Annotated in this window: 14 protein-coding genes and 4 tRNA genes; 3 read left to right on the top strand and 15 right to left on the bottom strand. The window is 68.2% G+C overall.

The features are described 5' to 3' along the window. Positions 1–13: 13 nt before the first annotated feature. Positions 14–1,963, bottom strand: coding sequence for a heavy metal translocating P-type ATPase (locus ACFPUZ_RS10945; RefSeq protein ID WP_377001935.1), 1,950 nt, complete (start codon positions 1,961–1,963; stop codon positions 14–16). Between the two features lie 74 nt (positions 1,964–2,037). Between ACFPUZ_RS10945 and ACFPUZ_RS10940 the strand changes: the two genes are divergently transcribed. Together ACFPUZ_RS10940 and ACFPUZ_RS10935 are read left to right on the top strand one after the other, a co-directional pair. After that, positions 2,038–3,690 carry an alpha,alpha-phosphotrehalase gene (locus tag ACFPUZ_RS10940; protein ID WP_377001934.1) on the top strand — a complete coding sequence of 551 codons (1,653 nt, stop codon included), beginning with the start codon at positions 2,038–2,040 and terminating at the stop codon, positions 3,688–3,690. Then, positions 3,687–5,702, top strand: a complete 2,016-nt coding sequence (locus ACFPUZ_RS10935; protein WP_377001933.1) for a PTS sugar transporter subunit IIABC — start codon at positions 3,687–3,689, stop codon at positions 5,700–5,702. Before ACFPUZ_RS10940 ends, ACFPUZ_RS10935 begins: the two co-directional genes overlap by 4 nt. 6 nt (positions 5,703–5,708) lie before the next feature. On the opposite strand, the gene ACFPUZ_RS10930 is transcribed toward ACFPUZ_RS10935, so the two are convergent. From ACFPUZ_RS10930 to ACFPUZ_RS10885, 10 genes are all read right to left on the bottom strand, one after another. Next, complete coding sequence (locus ACFPUZ_RS10930) at positions 5,709–6,923, bottom strand: RtcB family protein (protein WP_377001932.1); 1,215 nt, start codon at positions 6,921–6,923, stop codon at positions 5,709–5,711. A gap of 347 nt (positions 6,924–7,270) precedes the next feature. Beyond that, entirely contained in the window at positions 7,271–7,981 is a 711-nt protein-coding gene (rplA, locus tag ACFPUZ_RS10925; RefSeq protein ID WP_377001931.1) for a 50S ribosomal protein L1, read from the bottom strand. Between the two features lie 73 nt (positions 7,982–8,054). After that, a complete protein-coding gene (gene rplK / locus ACFPUZ_RS10920; protein WP_377001930.1) occupies positions 8,055–8,492 on the bottom strand; it encodes a 50S ribosomal protein L11 in 438 nt (145 codons plus the stop codon). A gap of 202 nt (positions 8,493–8,694) precedes the next feature. Next, positions 8,695–9,606: a transcription termination/antitermination protein NusG gene (nusG, locus tag ACFPUZ_RS10915; RefSeq protein WP_377001929.1), complete on the bottom strand. Its 912-nt coding sequence runs from the start codon at positions 9,604–9,606 to the stop codon at positions 8,695–8,697. A gap of 127 nt (positions 9,607–9,733) precedes the next feature. Then, positions 9,734–10,057: a preprotein translocase subunit SecE gene (secE, locus tag ACFPUZ_RS10910; RefSeq protein ID WP_377001928.1), complete on the bottom strand. Its 324-nt coding sequence runs from the start codon at positions 10,055–10,057 to the stop codon at positions 9,734–9,736. A 110-nt stretch (positions 10,058–10,167) separates the two neighbouring features. Further along, positions 10,168–10,243 (bottom strand) — tRNA-Trp (locus ACFPUZ_RS10905). An 80-nt stretch (positions 10,244–10,323) separates the two neighbouring features. Beyond that, a tRNA-Met gene (locus ACFPUZ_RS10900) sits at positions 10,324–10,395 on the bottom strand. A gap of 66 nt (positions 10,396–10,461) precedes the next feature. Next, a tRNA-Thr gene (locus ACFPUZ_RS10895) sits at positions 10,462–10,534 on the bottom strand. 375 nt (positions 10,535–10,909) lie between these two features. Next, positions 10,910–10,994, bottom strand: a tRNA-Tyr gene (locus tag ACFPUZ_RS10890). Between the two features lie 74 nt (positions 10,995–11,068). Then, on the bottom strand, positions 11,069–12,085 hold the full coding sequence (locus ACFPUZ_RS10885; protein WP_377001927.1) for a polyprenyl synthetase family protein: 1,017 nt from the start codon (positions 12,083–12,085) through the stop codon (positions 11,069–11,071). Positions 12,086–12,177: 92 nt separating this feature from the next. On the opposite strand from ACFPUZ_RS10885, the gene ACFPUZ_RS10880 reads away from it, so the two are divergent. Then, positions 12,178–13,464, top strand: a complete 1,287-nt coding sequence (locus ACFPUZ_RS10880; RefSeq protein ID WP_377001926.1) for a geranylgeranyl reductase family protein — start codon at positions 12,178–12,180, stop codon at positions 13,462–13,464. Here ACFPUZ_RS10880 and ACFPUZ_RS10875 read toward each other — a convergent pair. The 4 genes from ACFPUZ_RS10875 to menD are packed head-to-tail and all read right to left on the bottom strand — an operon-like array spanning position 13,418 to position 17,424. Continuing rightward, a complete protein-coding gene (locus ACFPUZ_RS10875; protein WP_377001925.1) occupies positions 13,418–14,107 on the bottom strand; it encodes a demethylmenaquinone methyltransferase in 690 nt (229 codons plus the stop codon). The two genes, ACFPUZ_RS10880 and ACFPUZ_RS10875, sit on opposite strands and share 47 nt — an antisense overlap. A 25-nt stretch (positions 14,108–14,132) precedes the next feature. Then, the gene (locus ACFPUZ_RS10870; RefSeq protein WP_377001924.1) at positions 14,133–15,332 is read right to left on the bottom strand and encodes a glycosyltransferase family 4 protein; all 1,200 of its coding nucleotides are present in this window, start codon (positions 15,330–15,332) and stop codon (positions 14,133–14,135) included. Between the two features lie 41 nt (positions 15,333–15,373). Continuing rightward, positions 15,374–15,823: a DUF3592 domain-containing protein gene (locus tag ACFPUZ_RS10865; protein WP_377001923.1), complete on the bottom strand. Its 450-nt coding sequence runs from the start codon at positions 15,821–15,823 to the stop codon at positions 15,374–15,376. Further along, the gene (gene menD / locus ACFPUZ_RS10860; RefSeq protein WP_377001922.1) at positions 15,820–17,424 is read right to left on the bottom strand and encodes a 2-succinyl-5-enolpyruvyl-6-hydroxy-3-cyclohexene-1-carboxylic-acid synthase; all 1,605 of its coding nucleotides are present in this window, start codon (positions 17,422–17,424) and stop codon (positions 15,820–15,822) included. Before menD ends, ACFPUZ_RS10865 begins: the two co-directional genes overlap by 4 nt. Between the last annotated feature and the right edge of the window lie 27 nt (positions 17,425–17,451).

Raw genomic sequence — 17,451 nt, 5'->3', positions numbered from 1 at the left:
GCCTAGGTCGCGTTCAGCGGTCGTCGAAATCACTCAAGGGGCCGCGGACGACGGCCACGCGCGCCGCGTTGAGGACGGCGAGGACGTCGATGACCTCCTGTGCGATGGCCCCCATGAGCGGGGTGAGCAACCCGAAGACCGCGAGGATCATGCCGATAATGCTCAAAGTCATGCCGCCGATGACCGATTGCAGCGCGATCCTCCTCATGCGGGCGCCGATGTGGAGGAGGTCGTCGAGACGCTCGAGGGAGGAGTCGAGGATGACGGCGTCGGCGGCCTCGGAGGTGACGTCGGAATCCGCGCCCATGGCCACGCCGACGGTGGCGACGGCCATGGCGGGCGCGTCGTTGATGCCGTCGCCGAGGAACATGGTCGGACCCCGCTGGTTGTGCTTCTCGACGATCGCCAGTTTCCCCTCCGGGCTGACCCCCGCGTGCACCTCCCCGATGCCGACCTGCTCCGCGAGGTAGCGGACCTCGGACTCGCGGTCACCGGAGATGATCATGAGTTTGTCCACGTCATGGTGCTGCGGCAGATGCGCGATGAACTCGTGGGCGGAGGCGCGGGGTTCGTCGCGCAGGCGGATCATGGCGGCGTAGGCGTCGTCGACGAGCACGATGGACTCCATGCCGGAGGAGGTCTCCGGGATGAGCTCGCGGCTGGCGGGGTCGATCTCGTGGGCGGTGCGCCGGTTGGTGATGCGGATGTGCCGGCCGCCGACCCGCCCGGTGAGGCCCTGGCCGGGCCGCTCGGAGACCTCGGTGACGTCGGGGAGCTCCAGGCCGCGTGTCTCGGCGCCGGCGCGGATCGCCTCGGCGAGGGGATGGCGGGAGTAACGCTCGACGGAGGCGGCCAGGGCCAGGACCTCGTCCTCCGCGAAGCCGGGGGCGGTGTCGATGTCGGTGATGACGGGGCGGCCGTAGGTGAGCGTGCCCGTCTTGTCGAACATGATGGTCTTCACCTGGGAGGCGTTCTCGAGCATCCCCGGGTTCTTCACGATGATCCCGCGTCGCGCCGCCAGCGAGATCGCCCCGATGATGGCCACCGGCACGCCGATGAGCAGCGGGCACGGGGTGGCCACGACAACCACGGCGAGGAAGCGCACCGGATCCCCCGAAATCACCCAGCCCAGCGCGCCGAGGGCGAGCGCGATGACGGTGTACCAGGCGCCCAGCCGGTCGGCGAGGCGCCGGATCGCGGGCCGGTTCTCCTCGGCCTCGCGCAGGACGCCGACGATCTGGGCGTAGCGCGAGTCCTGCGCCGGGCGGGTGGCCACGATGGCCAGGGGGCTGTCGCCGTTGACGGCACCGGACATGACCTGCGAGCCCTTCGATTTACTCACCACGTAGGGCTCGCCGGTGAGGTAGGACTCGTCCATGGCGCCGTGCCCGTCGACCACCTCGCCGTCGACCGGGCACAGCTCGTGCGGGAGCACGGCGATGCGGTCCCCGGCGACGATGTCGGCGACGGGGACCTGCTCGGTGCCGTCGAGAATGTGCTCGCCCCGCAGGCGGTGCGCGGTGGTCGGGGCCCGGCGCGCGAGGGCGTCGAGGGTGCCGGAGGCGCGTTTCGACGCCGCCTCCTCCAACGCCTCACCGCCGGAGAGCATGAGCACGATGATCGCCGCGACCAGCCACTCCCCCAGCGCGACGGCGGTGATGATGGACACCGCCGCCAGGGTGTCGGCCCCACCCCGGGTGCGTATCGCCGAGCGGAGGACCTCCCACATGAGCGGCAGGCCGCCGAGGACGACCACCGCGACGAGCGGCCACGTCCGGGCCCACCCCTCGAGACCGAATCCGAACCAGAGGACCAGATGGAGGAGGATCGCGGCGACGGTGGCCAGGGTGATGATGCCGTCGCGGGACCGGAGGAACAACGCCGCGGGTTTCGGTGTGACAGGAGGTGCGACTGAGGTGGTCATAACATCATTATGGCCAAAGAAAAGGCCACTGACCAGCAAGTACAGGCTACCCTCACCCTTCCCCAAGCTGTGACGGCCGTCATATGCAGGGCGCTTTTCGATACCGTGGGACCATGGACGGACGCACCGTGATCTACCAGATCTACCCCAAGTCATTCCAGGACTCGACGGGCGACGGCATCGGCGACATCCGCGGCATCATCGACCGCATCCCCTACCTCGCCGAACTGGGACCCGACATGGTCTGGTTCAGCCCCTTCTTCGTCTCCCCCCAACGCGACAACGGCTACGACGTCGCCGACTACCGCGCCATCGACCCCGTCATGGGCACGATGGTCGACGTCGAGGAGCTCATCGCGGGTCTCGCCGCGCACGGCATCGGCGTCATGTTCGACATGGTGTTCAACCACACCTCCACCGCCCACGAATGGTTCCAGCGCGCCCTCGACGGCGACCCGATCTACCGCGACTACTACATCATCCGCCCCTCCGCCCCCGACGGCGGGCCGCCGACCAACTGGGAATCCAAGTTCGGCGGCAGCGCGTGGGCCCCCTTCGGCGATACCGGCGAATGGTACCTCCACCTCTTCGACATCACCCAGGCCGACCTCGACTGGCGGAACCCGCGGGTGCGGCAGGAGATGGCGGACATCGTCAACTTCTGGCTGGACAAGGGGGTGCGGGGATTCCGCTTCGACGTCATCAACCTCATCGGCAAGAAGGAGGAGCTGCTCAGCTCCGCCCCGGGTGTCGATCCCCGAGTCATGTACACCGACGGCGAGGACGTCCACCCCTACCTGCAGGAACTGCGCCGCGCCTCCTTCGGCCGGGTGCCCGGCACGGTGACCGTCGGCGAGATGTCCTCCACCAGCATCGAGCGCTGCGTCGCCTACTCCAACCCCGCCAACGGGGAGCTGGACATGGTGTTCAACTTCCACCACCTCAAGGTGGACTACCCCGGCGGGGAGAAATGGGCGCTCAAGCCCTACGATTCCGCCGACCTCAAACGCGTGCTCAACGAGTGGGCCGAGGGCATGCAGGTGGGTGGCGGCTGGAACGCGCTCTTCCTCAACAACCACGATCAGCCGCGCGCCGTCGGCCGCTTCGGCGACGCCGGGGAGCTGCGCGTCGAGGCCGCCACCATGCTCGCCACCCTCACCCACACCCAGCGCGGCACGCCCTTCATCTACCAGGGCGAGGAGATCGGCATGACCGATCCCGAATACACCTCCCTCGCCGACTACATCGACGTCGAGGCGCACAATGCCTACCACTCGCTTCTCGACGCCGGACTCGCCCCCGCCGACGCCTTCACCGTCGTCCTCGCCCGGGCCCGCGACAACGGCCGCACCCCCGTCCAGTGGGACGACTCCCCCACCGCCGGTTTCACCACCGGAGTCCCCTGGCTGCGGCCGACGAACCAGGAGCGCATCAACGTCGCCTCCGAGCTGGCCGACGGCCGCATCTTCCGCCACTACCAGCACCTCATCGCCCTGCGCCGCGCGCACCCCGCCATCGCCGCGGGCAGCTACGAGGCCTGGGACCGCGAACACCCGGCGGTGTACGCCTTCCTGCGCACCCACCCTGAGGAACGCGTGCTGGTGGTGTGCAACCTCACCTTCAACCCGCAGCGCCTCACCCTGCCGCCGGAGTTCGTGGACGGCACCGTCCTCAGTGACAACCACCCCGGAACCAAACTCACCCCGACCCTCCCCCTCCAGCCCTACCAGGCGCTGGTCATCGCCGAAGGAGCACACCAGTCATGACAGCTGACAGTCCGGACACCGTAGATGTTGTGGTCGCACCCGTTGCCGGCCGGATCATCGACATCACCGACATCCCCGACCCCGTCTTCGCGGGCAAATCCATGGGCGAGGGCTTCGGCATCCTCGACACCCCCGGCGGCGACGTGGTCGCCCCGGTGAGCGGCAAGGTCATGATGGTGGCCAAGACCGGCCACGCCGTCGGCATCACCGCCCCCTCGGGGCTGCAGTACCTCGTGCACCTGGGTATCGACACCGTCGAGCTCGAGGGCCGCCCCTTCACCATCACCGTGGCCAAGGGCGACGAGGTCACCGCCGGCCAGGTCATCGGCACCATGGACACCGCCGTCATCGAGGAGGCCGGGAAGTCCACCGCCACCGTCGTCATCGTCACCAACACGAAGAAGAAGCTCGAGCTTCTCGACGTCGACTACGGCGACGCCGCACTCGGCCACGAGGTCGCCCGCGCGACGGCCAAGGTGAAGGAACCCACCCAGGAGGTGGCGACGGTGAGCGAGGCGGGCGTCGATACGCAACGTCCGGCGGAGCTGACCGGATTCGACGCGCTGGCCTGGGACATCATCGACAACATCGGCGGGGCGGACAACGTCCGCTCCGTCACCCACTGCATCACGCGCGTGCGCTTCTATCTCAAGGACGAGGCCCGCGCGAACGATGCGGTCATCGCGGATCTCGACGGCGTCATCGACGTGGTCAAGGCCGGCGGCCAGTACCAGGTGGTCATCGGACCGGAGGTGGAGAACGTCTACCAGGCCATCGAGGCGCAGCTCGGCCCCACCGACCCGGACGCCCCCGCCGAGGTGCGGGAGAAGCCGACCACGGCCGTCGGCTGGGTCAAATACGGCTTCTCCGAGCTCATCGGCGTGATCACGGGCTCCATGATTCCCATCATCGGCCTGCTGGCGGCCTCGGGCATCATCAAGGGAATTCTCTCCCTGCTGCTCACGTTCGACGTCATCACCGACGACTCCAACACCTTCCAGATCATCAACGCCATGTCCGACGCGGTGTTCTTCTTCCTGCCGATCTTCGTCGGCTTCACCGCCGCGCGCAGACTGGGCGCGGACCCCATCATCGTGGCCATCATCGGCGGCGTACTCACCTACCCGACACTGGTGGAGATGTCGCAGAGCGGGGCCGACCGCAACATCCTCGGCATGCCGCTCAACTCCGACTTCTTCGGCATCCCCTTCCACGTCGCCAGCTACAGCTACTCCATCTTCCCCATCATCGTCGCCGCCTGGGTCGCCTCCATTGTGGAGCCGTGGCTGAAGAAGGTCATCCCCGCGATCCTGCGGATGATCTTCGTGCCGCTCTTCGAGGTCGTCATCGTCTCGGTGATCATCCTGCTGGTGCTCGGGCCGATCGTCATGTTCGTCTCCACCGGCATCGCCACCGTCATCCAGGGCCTCTACGACCTCTCGCCCACGATCTCCGGGGCGATCATCGGCGGCTTCTACCAGTCGCTGGTCATCTTCGGACTGCACTGGGCCGTCATCCCGCTCGTCGCGCAGGACATCGCGGCCTCCGGCAACTCCTACCTCAACGCCATCATCTCCGCCACGATGGTCGCCCAGGGCGGCGCGGTGCTGGCGGTGTTCATCAAGACGAAGCTGGAGAAGATCAAGGCCCTGTCCGGGCCGGCCGCCATCTCCGCGTTCTGCGGCATCACCGAGCCCGCCATGTACGGCGTCAACCTCAAGTACGGCCGCGTGTTCATCATGGCGTCGATCGGCGGTTTCGTCGGCGGCCTGCTCACCGGCCTGTTCAACGTCAACATGTGGGGCTTCACCGGCTCGCTCATCGGCTTCACCTCCTTCGTCAACCCGGAGGGCCTGGACTTCAGCTTCTGGGGCTTCCTCATCGCCTCCGCCGCCGCGCTGGGCACCGCCTTCGTGCTCACCTGGTTCTTCGGCTTCAAGGACGCCGACGTCGAGGCGGAACGCACCGTGAAGAAGGTCCGCCTCGGACGCCGCGATCCGGTGGCCAAGTAGGCGGCGTCAGGTGCCCTTGACGTTGAGCACCTGGCGCAGCCGGTGGCGCACGTCCACCAGCTTCTCGGCATCGACCATCACCTGGTCGATGTCCTTGTAGGCGTCCGGGATCTCATCCACCCACGCCTCGCCGGGGCGGTAGACGATGCCCTCCATCCGCGCCTCCAGGTCGGCGGCGGAGTACTCCGCCCGGGCCTGCGTCCGCGAGAGGCGACGCCCCGCCCCGTGCGGCGCGGAGTTGAGCGCCGGCGGGTAGCCGCGCCCCTCCACCACGTAGGACGCGGTGCCCATGGAGCCGGGGATGAGGGCGGCGTCGCCCTCCGCGGCACGCACCGCCCCCTTGCGGGTCACCCACACCGTCTTGCCGAAGTGCTGCTCCTGCACGGTGTAGTTGTGGTGGCAGTTGATGCGCTGCTTCTCGACGACCTCCGCCTCCAGGAACCAGGCCAGCGCCGCGTGGAAGCGATCCATCATCTCCTCCCGGTTGAGCCAGGCGAAGCGCTGCGCCCACGCCAGGTCCGTGAGGTAGGAGTCGAACTCCGGGGTGCCCGCCACGAGGTACGCCAGGTCGGCGTTGGGCAGCGGGATCCAGTGCTTCGCGCAGTGCTCCTCGGCCGCCCGGATGTGCTTGCGGGCGATCTTGTTGCCCACGCCCCGGGAACCGGAGTGCAGGAACATCCACACGGTGTCCTCCTCGTCGAGGCAGAGCTCGATGAAGTGGTTGCCGCCGCCGAGCGAACCGAGCTGCTGGCGCCACTTCGGGGAGTGGGAGAGATCGACGCCGTCCCGCTCGGCCTGCGCCGCCAGCTCCCGGGTGCGGGTGTCGGCGGTGGTGCCGGCCAGCGCCCAGTCGTTGTAGTTGCCCGGCGACAGCGGGATGGTCTCCTCGATCCGGTCGCGCAGTCGGGTGAGATCCCGCCCCTGCAGGTCAGCGGCCGTGAATCCCGTGCGCACACCGATCATGCCGCAGCCGATGTCCACCCCGACCGCCGCCGGGATGACGGCGTCGATGGTGCCGAACACGGTGCCCACCGCCGAGCCCATGCCGACGTGGGCGTCGGGCATGAGGGCGACGTGCGGGTAGACGAACGGCAGGCGGGCCAGCTCGCGGGCCTGATCGAGCGTGTCCTGCTCAATCTGGGAGGCGAAGCACTCCACCTTGGGAGTGCGGGTGTGCAGGTGACGCGTGGGCGGCGCCGGGGGGCGCCTACGGGGAGACATGTGCTCCCTCCTTGTCCTTGTCGGAAGGGGACAGGGCGGGCACGGAGGGCGCGCATGAAAAAAGGCCGCACCGGGGTCTACGTGTCCGCCCTGATGTGGTCAGGGCCGGGACGTATCTCGCCGCGGTGCAGCCGAGAGAAACTAGCGGAACTAGTTTCGGCTGGACGCATCGCCGACGAGGCACGCATGAATCTGAATATTCAGCTGCAGATACATGGGTGTCTCCTTTCGGCGGGTCGATAGTCTGTGGGCCACCAGGGACCCTAGAGGGTCCGGGGTGCGGTGTCAAGAACCACGAAGCCCCGTGGGCTCCGGGGAGCACACGGGGCGTCGATACGCGCTGAGGTTTAGGCCTCGGCGGCGTAGTTCTTCTGCACGTGGGAGTCGACGGGGACGCCCGGGCCGTTCGTGGAGGAGAGGGTGATCTTCTTCAGGTAGATGCCCTTGGAGGAGGCCGGCTTGATGCGCAGCAGCTCGTCCAGCAGAGCGCCGTAGTTCTCGGCCAGGGCCTTCGCGTCGAAGGAGGCCTTGCCGATGGCGGCGTGGAGGTTGGAGGCCTTGTCCACGCGGAAGGAGATCTTGCCGCCCTTGACGTCGGCGACAGCCTTGGCCACGTCGGTGGTGACGGTGCCGGTCTTCGGGTTCGGCATGAGACCACGCGGGCCCAGCACGCGGGCGACGCGGCCGACCTTGGCCATCTGGTCCGGGGTGGCGATGGCGACGTCGAAGTCGATGGTGCCGGCGGTGATCTGCTCGATCAGCTCGTCGGTGCCGACCACATCGGCGCCCGCGGCCTCGGCCTCGGTGGCCTTCTCGCCGGCGGCGAAGACAGCCACGCGGACGGTCTTACCGGTGCCGTGCGGCAGGGAGACGGTGCCGCGGACCAGCTGGTCAGCCTTGCGCGGGTCAACGCCCAGACGGATGGCGACGTCCACGGTGGAGTCGAAGTTCTGGGAGGCGGTCTCCTTGATGAGCTTCGCAGCCTCGATCGGGGAGTAGACGCGACCCTTGTCGATCTTCTCGGCGGCGGCCTTGTATGCCTTGGAGTTCTTGCTCATTGATGCAATTCCTTATGCGGATTGTGTGGTCAGCGGGCCGGAGCTGGCCCTGCCACGTGATGATGGAAAGGGATTAACCCTCGACCTCGATGCCCATGGAGCGGGCGGTACCGGCGATGATCTTCGCGGCGGCGTCGATGTCGCGGGCGTTGAGGTCCTTCTGCTTGGTCTCGGCGATCTCGCGGACCTGCGCCATGGTGACCTTGCCCACCTTCTGGGTGTGCGGGACGCCCGAACCCTTCTGCAGACCAGCGGCCTTGAGCAGCAGCTTGGCGGCCGGCGGGGTCTTGAGGATGAAGTCGAAGCTACGGTCCTCGTAGACGGTGATCTCAACCGGGATCACGTTGCCGCGCTGGGACTCGGTGGCGGCGTTGTAGGCCTTGCAGAACTCCATGATGTTGACACCATGGGCACCGAGGGCCGGGCCGACCGGGGGAGCCGGGTTAGCGGCGCCAGCCTCGATCTGCAGCTTGATCAGGCCGGTGACCTTCTTCTTCTTCTTGGGAGCCATCGAATTACCTCGTTCCTGGGTACCGGTGGACCGTCACGATGATGACGACCACCGTCCGGATGCCGGGCCCCGCTGCCAGCCTCAGCTGGGTCTTCGCGTATCCCGGCCACCGGGGATGAATGTTTCGGGCGCGCGGGTGCGCGCGAGGGTCAAGCCTACGGCACGCCCGGGACCGGGCCCAAATCCCGGGGGCGTCGAGAAGCTAGTTGATCTTCTCGATCTGATCGGCGGTGAGCTCGACCGGGGTCTCGCGGCCGAAGATGGACACCAGCGCCTGGATCTTGCCGGTGACCGGATCGATCTCGGAGATGGTCGCGGACACCGACGCGAGTGCACCGGTGAGGATGGTGACCGCCTCGCCGACCTCGAAATCGATGGCGACGGTCGGGCGCGCCTGCTCGTCCGGCATGGCGACGACCTTCTCGCCGTCCGCGGTCACCGCCGCGGCGTCTCCCTCGACGGAAGCCTCCTTCGGCATGAGGAAACGCGCGACGTCGCGGTGCTTCACGACGGTCGCGTTCCCCTCGTTGCCCACGAAGCTCGTGACACCCGGGGTGTCGCGCACCACGGACCACGCTTTGTCGTTCATCTCCATGCGGACCAGGACGTAACCCGGCAGCAGCTTGCGCTTGACCAGCTTGCGCTTGCCGTCCTTGATCTCCAGGACCTGCTCGATCGGGACCACGACGTCGTAGATGTACTCCTCGACCTCGAGGGTCTGGGCACGCATGTCGAGGTTCGTCTTCACCTTGTTCTCGTAGCCCGAGTAGCACTGGATGATGTACCAGTCACCGGGGAGCTTCTTCAGCTCGGACACGTAACGACGCAGGCGGCGACGGTACTCCGCCTCCGAATCCTCCTCCGTGGTGTCACCGAGGGCGGCGGCAGCGGCGGCGAGCTCGTCGCGCTCCTCCGGCTCTTCGGTCTCCTCGGTCTCCTCGGATTCTGCGATTTCCTCGAGGACGGAGTCCTCCTCCGTCGTCGGCGCGACCGGCGGCTCGGTGGCCAGGGTCTCGTCGGCGTTGGAGGGATCATCGCCGAGGATCTGCTCGGCGGCGCTGATCTCGGCGTCGTCGTTGTCGAAGATGGGGGTGTCGTGGTCCGTGGTGTTCATGCTGTTGCTCCAGACGTGCGGTGGACGTGGTGGGCCTTGCCGGACAGTCTAGCGCCCGGAGCCCAATGAATAATCCCGCCGACCCTGAGGGTCCGGCGGGAGTGGAAGCTGTTGCGGAATACTCTACCTAAGGAGTGAGAACCTTCTCAACTCCGAGGCCCACCACGAAGTCGACGCTCGACACCAGCGCGGTGACGACGATGAGGAAGGCGAAGACCACCAGCGTGTAAATGACCATCTGACGCGCCGTCGGCCAGATGACCTTGCGCATCTCGGAGACGACCTCGGGCACGAAGCTGGCGACGCCGCCGCCCGGCTTCTCATCCTCGGGCGCGGTGGTGGCGACACGCTTCGCCTCGTAGGAGGAGGTCGAGGTGGTGCCGGCGCCGGTCAGCTGACGCTTGCCCGTCGGGCGGGCCACACCGGGCTGGTTGGGCTGCTGATCGGTCACAGCTCTCCTCGCGATCTGTCGTGGATGGAACTTCAGTGAGCCTACCAGAGGGCTCCCCGGACAAGCAGAACGGGCCGGTCCCGAGGAAATTCCTCGGGACCGGCCCGCAGTGGCAGGGGCGACAGGACTTGAACCTGCAACCTACGGTTTTGGAGACCGTTGCTCTGCCAATTGAGCTACGCCCCTTGGTGCGCTGATCGAACAGCACGGTTCACCCTACCAGACGGGAAACCTCTTCCGAAACTTCCTGCCAGGCGGTCAACCGGTAGCGATGGCGGGAATTGAACCCGCGACACAGCGATTATGAGTCGCTTGCTCTACCACTGAGCTACACCGCCAGGTGACTGCTTCACACTCCCCCAGCCACCGACGGTCCGCCTGCAACCGCGGGAGAAAAGAAACAGAGCCCCCTATCAGAATCGAACTGATGACCTTTTCCTTACCATGGAAACGCTCTGCCGACTGAGCTAAGGGGGCACAGCCTCTGGAACTTTTTGCCTTGATTTCTCTTGGCCGCTCCGTTGAAGCCTTGTAAAGATTAACCCGATGCCTTGCACTAACACAAATCGGCAGGTCAGTGGCGGTATTTAGCGTGTTATATGGACGCGTTTAAAGGCTGTGGAAGCGGCTTTAAAGTGGGGTGCGGGAGGCATGCTTACAGTCGTTGGCGCGGGGTCCTCCACGTCGAATTCACGGCATTGAATTCAGGGCGTCGAGATGGGGCCCTGAACCCCGCCACGGGGCGCCCTTTCGACCGCGTGCTTTCGACCGCGTGCTTTCGACGAGGGCGCACCGGCACTGCCACACCCGGGAACGCAGAAACCCACCCGGACAATCCGGGTGGGTTTCACGTGGTGCCAGGTAGAAGATTCGAACTTCTGAAGGCTATGCCGGCGGATTTACAGTCCGCTCCCTTTGGCCGCTCGGGCAACCTGGCAAGCACCGTGGTGCGCTACACACTTTACTATGATGCCCCGACCACCTGGCAAATCGCCTGGTCAGAGCGGATATTTAACCGACGCGCCGGACGGTGTAGCCGGCGAGCAGGCGCAGGGCATCGGTGGCCGGGGACTCCGGCAGGCGGGCGATCTGGGTCTCCACCTCGGCGAGGAAGCGATGGACGTGCGCCAGCGCCTGTTCCCGCCCCTGGGACCGTCCCAGCAGCTCGAGGGCGCGTTCGACGTCGGCATCTTCGGTGAGCGGCCCGGTGAGCAGGCCGCGCAGCTGCTCGCCGACGTCGGAATCCTCCGCCAGGGCGAGCAGCACGGGCAGGGTGAACACGCCTTCCCGCAGATCGGTTCCGGGGGTCTTCCCGGACTGCTCGGGGTCGGAGAAGATGTCGATGATGTCGTCGACAATCTGGAAGATCATGCCCACCGACATGCCGATCTTGCGCAGCGCATCGGTGTGCTCTGCGGAGGCGCCGGCGTGATAGGCGCCGAGGTAGCCGGAGGAGGCGATGAGCACGCCGGTCTTCTCCGCGATGACGTCGAGGTAGTGCTCGATGGGGTCCCGGTCGCCGGCGCCGAGGGTCTCCCGCATCTGGCCGGTGACCAGGTCCTGGAAGGTGGTGGCGAAGTGCCCCACGGTGTGGGTGTCCAGTTCGCTCATGAGCCGGGAGGCGTGGGCGAAGAGGATGTCCCCGGCGAGGATGGCGACGGCGTTGTCCCAGCGGGCGTTCGCGGAGTCCACGCCGCGGCGCAGCTCGGCCTCATCCATGACGTCGTCGTGGTAGAGGGTGGCCAGGTGGACGGTCTCCAGGGCGGCGGCGGCCTTGACCACGTCGCGCGACCCGGCGCGGGGGCCGTACTGGGAGGCGAGCAGGGCCATCATGGGCCGGAATCGCTTCCCCCCGGCGGTGAGCAGGTGGGTCACCTTGTCGACGAGGAAGTCCTCGCCCTTCGCCAGTTCCTCGCGCAGCAGGACCTCGACCTCGGTCATTCCGGTCGCGATGCGCTCATTGAGCTCGGCGTCTCCCAGGTCCACGTGCCCTGCCGGGCTGGGCTGGTAGGTAGTGCCGTGGGTCATATCGGAATGTCCTTGCAACGGGGTATGAGGATGAAGATGATCGGGTTCAACCGTAGTCCACAATTGCCGCTCACCGTAGTCAGGGTGCCACAATGGGGCGCATGAGTGTGGTGGATGTCCTCGTCGTCGGTGCCGGTCCCGCGGGAGCGGCCGCCGCGATCCATGCGGCGGAGGCCGGGCTCGACGCCCTGCTTATCGACGCCGCCTCCTTCCCCCGCGACAAGACCTGCGGCGACGGCCTCACTCCGCGCGCCATCCACAGCCTCGCCCGGCTCGGCCTGGCCGACGAGGTGACCAGGGACTACCGCAATGAGGGACTCAAGCTGCGGGGCTTCGGCGGCTCCGTCACCGCCCCCTGGCCGGAGGGGCATTACGGCACGGTGGGCTCGGCCATGCCGCGCACCGAGTTCGATCACCTCCTGGTCCGGGCCGCCGCAGCGCGGGGTGCCACCGTGTGGGAGGACGCCAGCGCCACGGGCGTCACCTTCCAGGGCGACCGGATCGGCGAGGTGACGGTGCGTCACGGGGGCGTCGAGAAGCAGGTGCGGGCCCGCTGGATCCTCGTGGCGGACGGCGTGCGGTCAACGTTCGGCAAGCTGCTGGGCCGCGAGTGGCACCGCGGGGAGGTCTACGGCATCGCCGCGCGTTCCTACTGCGAGACCCCCTTGTCGACGGAGCCGTGGATCCACTCCGACGTCGAGCTTCTCGACGACACCGGCACCGTCCAACCCGGCTACGGCTGGATCTTCCCGCTCGGCGGCGGGCGCGTGAACCTCGGCGCCGGCGCCCTGTCCACGGACACCCGCCCGGCGAAGGTGAACACGAAGAAGCTGCTCGCCCACTACGCCGCCCAGAAGCGCCCGGAGTGGCAGTTGGGCCCGGAGCGCGACATCGCCTCGGCGATGCTGCCCATGGGCGGCGCCGTCTCCAACGTGGCCGGCCCCAACTGGATGCTCATCGGCGACGCCGCCGCCCTGGTCAACCCCCTCAATGGCGAGGGCATCGACTACGGACTCGAATCCGCCGAGATGGCCGTGGCCCTGCTGCAACAGGACCGCGACCTCACCCGGGCGTGGCCGCAATTGCTGCGCGACACCTACGGGGAGGCCTTCCTGCTGGCCCGCACCGCTGCGCGCCTGCTCACCTACCCGAAGTTCCTGCCCGTCGTCGGCCCGCTGGGGCTGCGCGGCCCGATCGGGGCCGTCATCATGCCGGCCGCGGCGCGGCTCATGGGCAACCTCATCACCGACGAGGACCGCGACCTCGTGGCCCGCACCTGGCGCCTGGCCGGGGGCGCGGTGTCCCGGGCGCGTCGCGACACCCCCCTGTGGTCTACAACGGCTTCGTCGCCGAGTGCAGCGCCACGATCCCGAGGCTGAGGTTCTGCCATCCGGCGTTCTCCCAGCCGTTGGCATTGATCACCCGGGCGAGGCCCTCCTGGCCGGGCCACGCGCGGATGGAGTCCGCCAGGTACTCGTAGGCCTCGGGGTTGGAGGAGAACACGCGCGCCACGCGCGGCAGCAGGCGGGTGAGGTACTCCTTGTACACCGTGCCGAAGACGGGGACCACCGGGGTGGAGAACTCCGCGATCGTCAGCCGCCCACCGGGCTTGGTCACCCGGGCCATCTCCCGCAGCCCGGCCTCATGGTCGTGGATGTTGCGCAGTCCGTAGGAGATGGTGACCGCGTCGAAGGTGTCGTCCGCGAACGGCAGCTGCATGCCGTCGCCGCACACCTTCGGCACCGCCCGCTCGCGCCCCGCGGCGAGCATGCCCTGGGAGAAGTCACAGGCCACGCACCACGCCCCGGACTTGGCCAGCTCCACGGTGGACACGGCGGTGCCGGCCGCCAGGTCGAGCACCTTCTCCCCCGGCTGCAGGTCGAGCCGCTCGCGCGTCCGGCGCCGCCAGCGGGCGTCCTGCCCGAAGGAGAGGATGGTGTTGGTGAGGTCGTATTTCTCGCCGACGGCATCGAACATCGACGCCACGTCGAAGGGTTGCTTGTCCAGGTCTGCCTTTGCCACCCGTTCAGTCTAGGTCAGCAGCTCCTCAGGCGACGCGGGCGCCCAGCGCCTTCGCCGCCCACAGGGGCAGCTCGGGGCGGGGCCCGAAGAAGGTGAGCGGAACCCGCCGGGTCTCCTCGATGACCTCCGCGTAGTAGCCGAGGAGCTGCTCGCACAGCGCCTCCCACGTCTTGTTCTGCACCGAGGTCCGCGCGTTCTGGCGCAGGGCCTCGTGCCGCTCGGGGTGCACGAGCCACTCGGCGGCGGTGGGCAGGTCGCGGGTGAACGTGTCGACGTCGAGAAGCAGCCCGTTGTAGCGCTCCTGGATGAGGTCGACCGGGCCGCCGGCCCGGGGGCCGATGGTGGGGACACCGGAGGCCTGGGCCTCCTGGATGGCCTGGCAGAAGGTCTCGAACTCCCCGGCATGGACGAACAGGTCGAGGGAGGCGTAGGCGCGGGCCAGCTCCTCGCCCCCGAGGGCACCGGTGAACACGGCCTTGGGCATGAGCGACTCCAGCTCCGCCCGGGAGGGGCCATCTCCGACGATGACCAGCTGGATGTCCCGGCGCTCGTGGAGGGAGACGAGGCGGTGCACGCCCTTCTCCGCGGCGAGGCGGCCGACGAAACCGACGATCTTCTTGCGCCCCGAGCGGTCCCACTGGCGGCGCAGCACCGGGTCCCGCTTGTCCGGGTGGAAACGGACGGCGTCGACGCCGCGCCCCCAGTGACGGACGTTGTGGATCCCGTGGCCCTCGAGGTCAGCGATGGTGAGCGAGGAGGGCGCCAGCGTCATCTGGCAGATGTTGTGGATGTGGCGCGTCCACTCCCAGGCGGCCGCCGCCAGCGGGGCGAGGTGGTACTTCGTGGCGAAACCCGCGACATCCGTCTGGTAGAGCGCCACCGCCGGAATCCGCAGCTGGCGGGCGGCGAAGGCGCCGGCCGCGCCGAGCACGAAGGGGCTGGCGAGATGGATGATGTCCGGCTGGAACTCCCGCAGCGCATCGGTGACGGTGGCGTTGGGCACGCCGATCGGCAGCGAATCAATGAGCGGCATGCGCACGGTGGGCACGCGGACGATCTCGAAACCTAGGTACTCGTGGATCTCCTCCTGGAAATCCCGGGCCCCCGGGGCGATGACCATCGCCTCATGCCCCTCCCGGTGGAGGTGTTCCAGGACCCGGAGCACCGAGTTCGTCACACCGTTGACGTTGGGCAGGAAGGACTCGGCGACGATCGCAACACGCATGGGTGACATGATCTCCTACCTAGGCAACATCGTCCTGAGCGTCAGCTCAATTCCGGGCTAACTTTCGGTGAACTGGCCCGCGGGCGCGTCGCGCGCCCCAGTGCCCACCACAATACGGCAGCGATAACCGTTGTCACTAGTGCGACGCTGCACGCCGGGATGAGTGAGAGCGTCCAGGCGCGGCCCTCCACCTTGACCAGATCGGGATCGGACTTCGCGTACGTCACCCACACCCGCTGGCCCTCCCCCAGCCCGGTCGGGTACAGCAGGCCGGTCGGCGGGGAGTGGTAGATGCCCTCCTCATCGCGGTAATCGATTGTGGTCCGCAACCAGCTCACGCCCGTCACGGTCGCCAGGGCGCGCCCGGGATCCGCGGCGATGTTCCGGTCATTGAGGGCGGGGCCGATGACCATGGACACCGCGCCGAGCAGCGCCGCCACATAGAGGAGGAGCACCAGCTGGCGGCCGCGCCGCGCGATGCTCTGCCTCATCGACGCAGTGCCTCGTGCATCGCGCGGCGGGTGGCCCGCGTCGTGCGGGCCTCGATGACGCTGAGTCCGTCATGGGGCTCGCTGAGGGCGTCGAGAAGCTCGGTGAGCTCGGTGACCGCCCGGTGCGGGACCCCGAAGCCGGCGCACAGGTCACTTAGCGACGCCCCGTGCGGGGTCCCGAAGGCGCGCTCGAAGCTGGCGCGCAGGCCGGGCGCGCCGATCTCGAGGGTCTCGAAGATGCCGCCGCCGTCGTCGTTGGCCACCACGATGACGAGGTTCTCCGGATGCGTCTCCGCCGGCCCGATGAGCAGACCGCCGATGTCGTGGAGGAAGGTGACGTCGCCGAGCAGCGCGACGGTCCGCGGCGCGCGCGGCTCATCCGGGTGGGCGGCCTGGGTGGCCAGGGCGATGCCGACGGCCTGGGAGACGGTGCCGTCGATACCCGCGGCCCCCCGGGGCGAATACGTGTCCACCCCGTCATACGGCAGGCCGACGAAACTGGCGTCGCGCACCGGGTTGGAGGCCCCCAGCACGAGGGTGTCGCCGGTGCCCAGGGTGTCGGAGATCGCCGCCGCGACGTGCAGCCCCGTGAAACCGTGGGCCGGGTCGGCGATGACCAGGCGCACGGTGTCGGCCGCCAGATCCGAGGCCGCCTGGCAGATCCGCATCCACTGCTGCGAGGGCTCGCCGGTGACCGTGACGGCGCTGCCGCGGCGGGAATCCGGGCGGGGGTCGGTGAAGTCGGCGGTGCGGGACAGGGTGATCAGCTCAATGTCCGGGTCACTGATCAGGGCCAGCACATCCCGGTGCAGCGTCGGGTGCCCGACGACGATGACCTGCTCCGGCTTCGTGTCCACCACGTAGTCGTTCGCGCTGATCTGCGGCTTGCGGAACAACGCCGCGGCCAGCGGATGCACCGGATGATACGGCGCCGGCGCCGTCGGCTCGGCGATGGTCGGCACGTCCTCCAGCCCCTCCACCGTCCAGGCCTCGTCCCCGGCGATGACGAGGGTCGGACGGCTGAGATCCACGGCGACCTCGCCGTGCCGGTGCGGCCGCGGCAGGGGCGCGCGCCCCAGCGTCCGGTCGCCGGGTGCCTCCGGCAGGTGCTTGCCGACGAGCGGGGCATCCAACTCCACATTGATATGCACCTGCAGCTGCGTGGTGAAGGCCTCCGCCAGGAACGGGATGTCCTGGCTGCCGCTCACCTCGGTCGTCGTGGCGTAGCGCCCGAAGATCCCCACCTGGTCGATGGTCTGGCTGGCGCCCGTGTCCTGCATGCGGCGCGGACGGTCGGCGCTGACCACCGCCAGCGGAACGTGCGCATAATGGGCCTCCACCAGGGCGGGGAGGGTGTTGGCGACGGCGGTGCCGGAGGTCATCACCACCGCCACGTGGCGCTTCTGCACCCGTGCCAGGCCGAGGGCGAGGAAGGCGGCGCTGCGCTCATCGTGACGCACGTGGACCTTGATGTCCGGGCGCGCGAGCAGGGCCAGGCTCAACGGGGAATTGCGCGAACCCGGGCACAGCACCACATCACTGACGTGGCGGGAAAGCTGGGCGACGACGCGCTGCGCCAGGTCCATCGACTCGATATCCATGGGGACGAGTCTACTGAGCGCGCCTGC

Source organism: Corynebacterium nasicanis (genome assembly GCF_042658165.1).
GTDB classification, from domain to species: Bacteria; Actinomycetota; Actinomycetes; order Mycobacteriales; family Mycobacteriaceae; genus Corynebacterium; species Corynebacterium nasicanis.
This window is presented reverse-complemented; position numbering and strand designations above follow the sequence as displayed.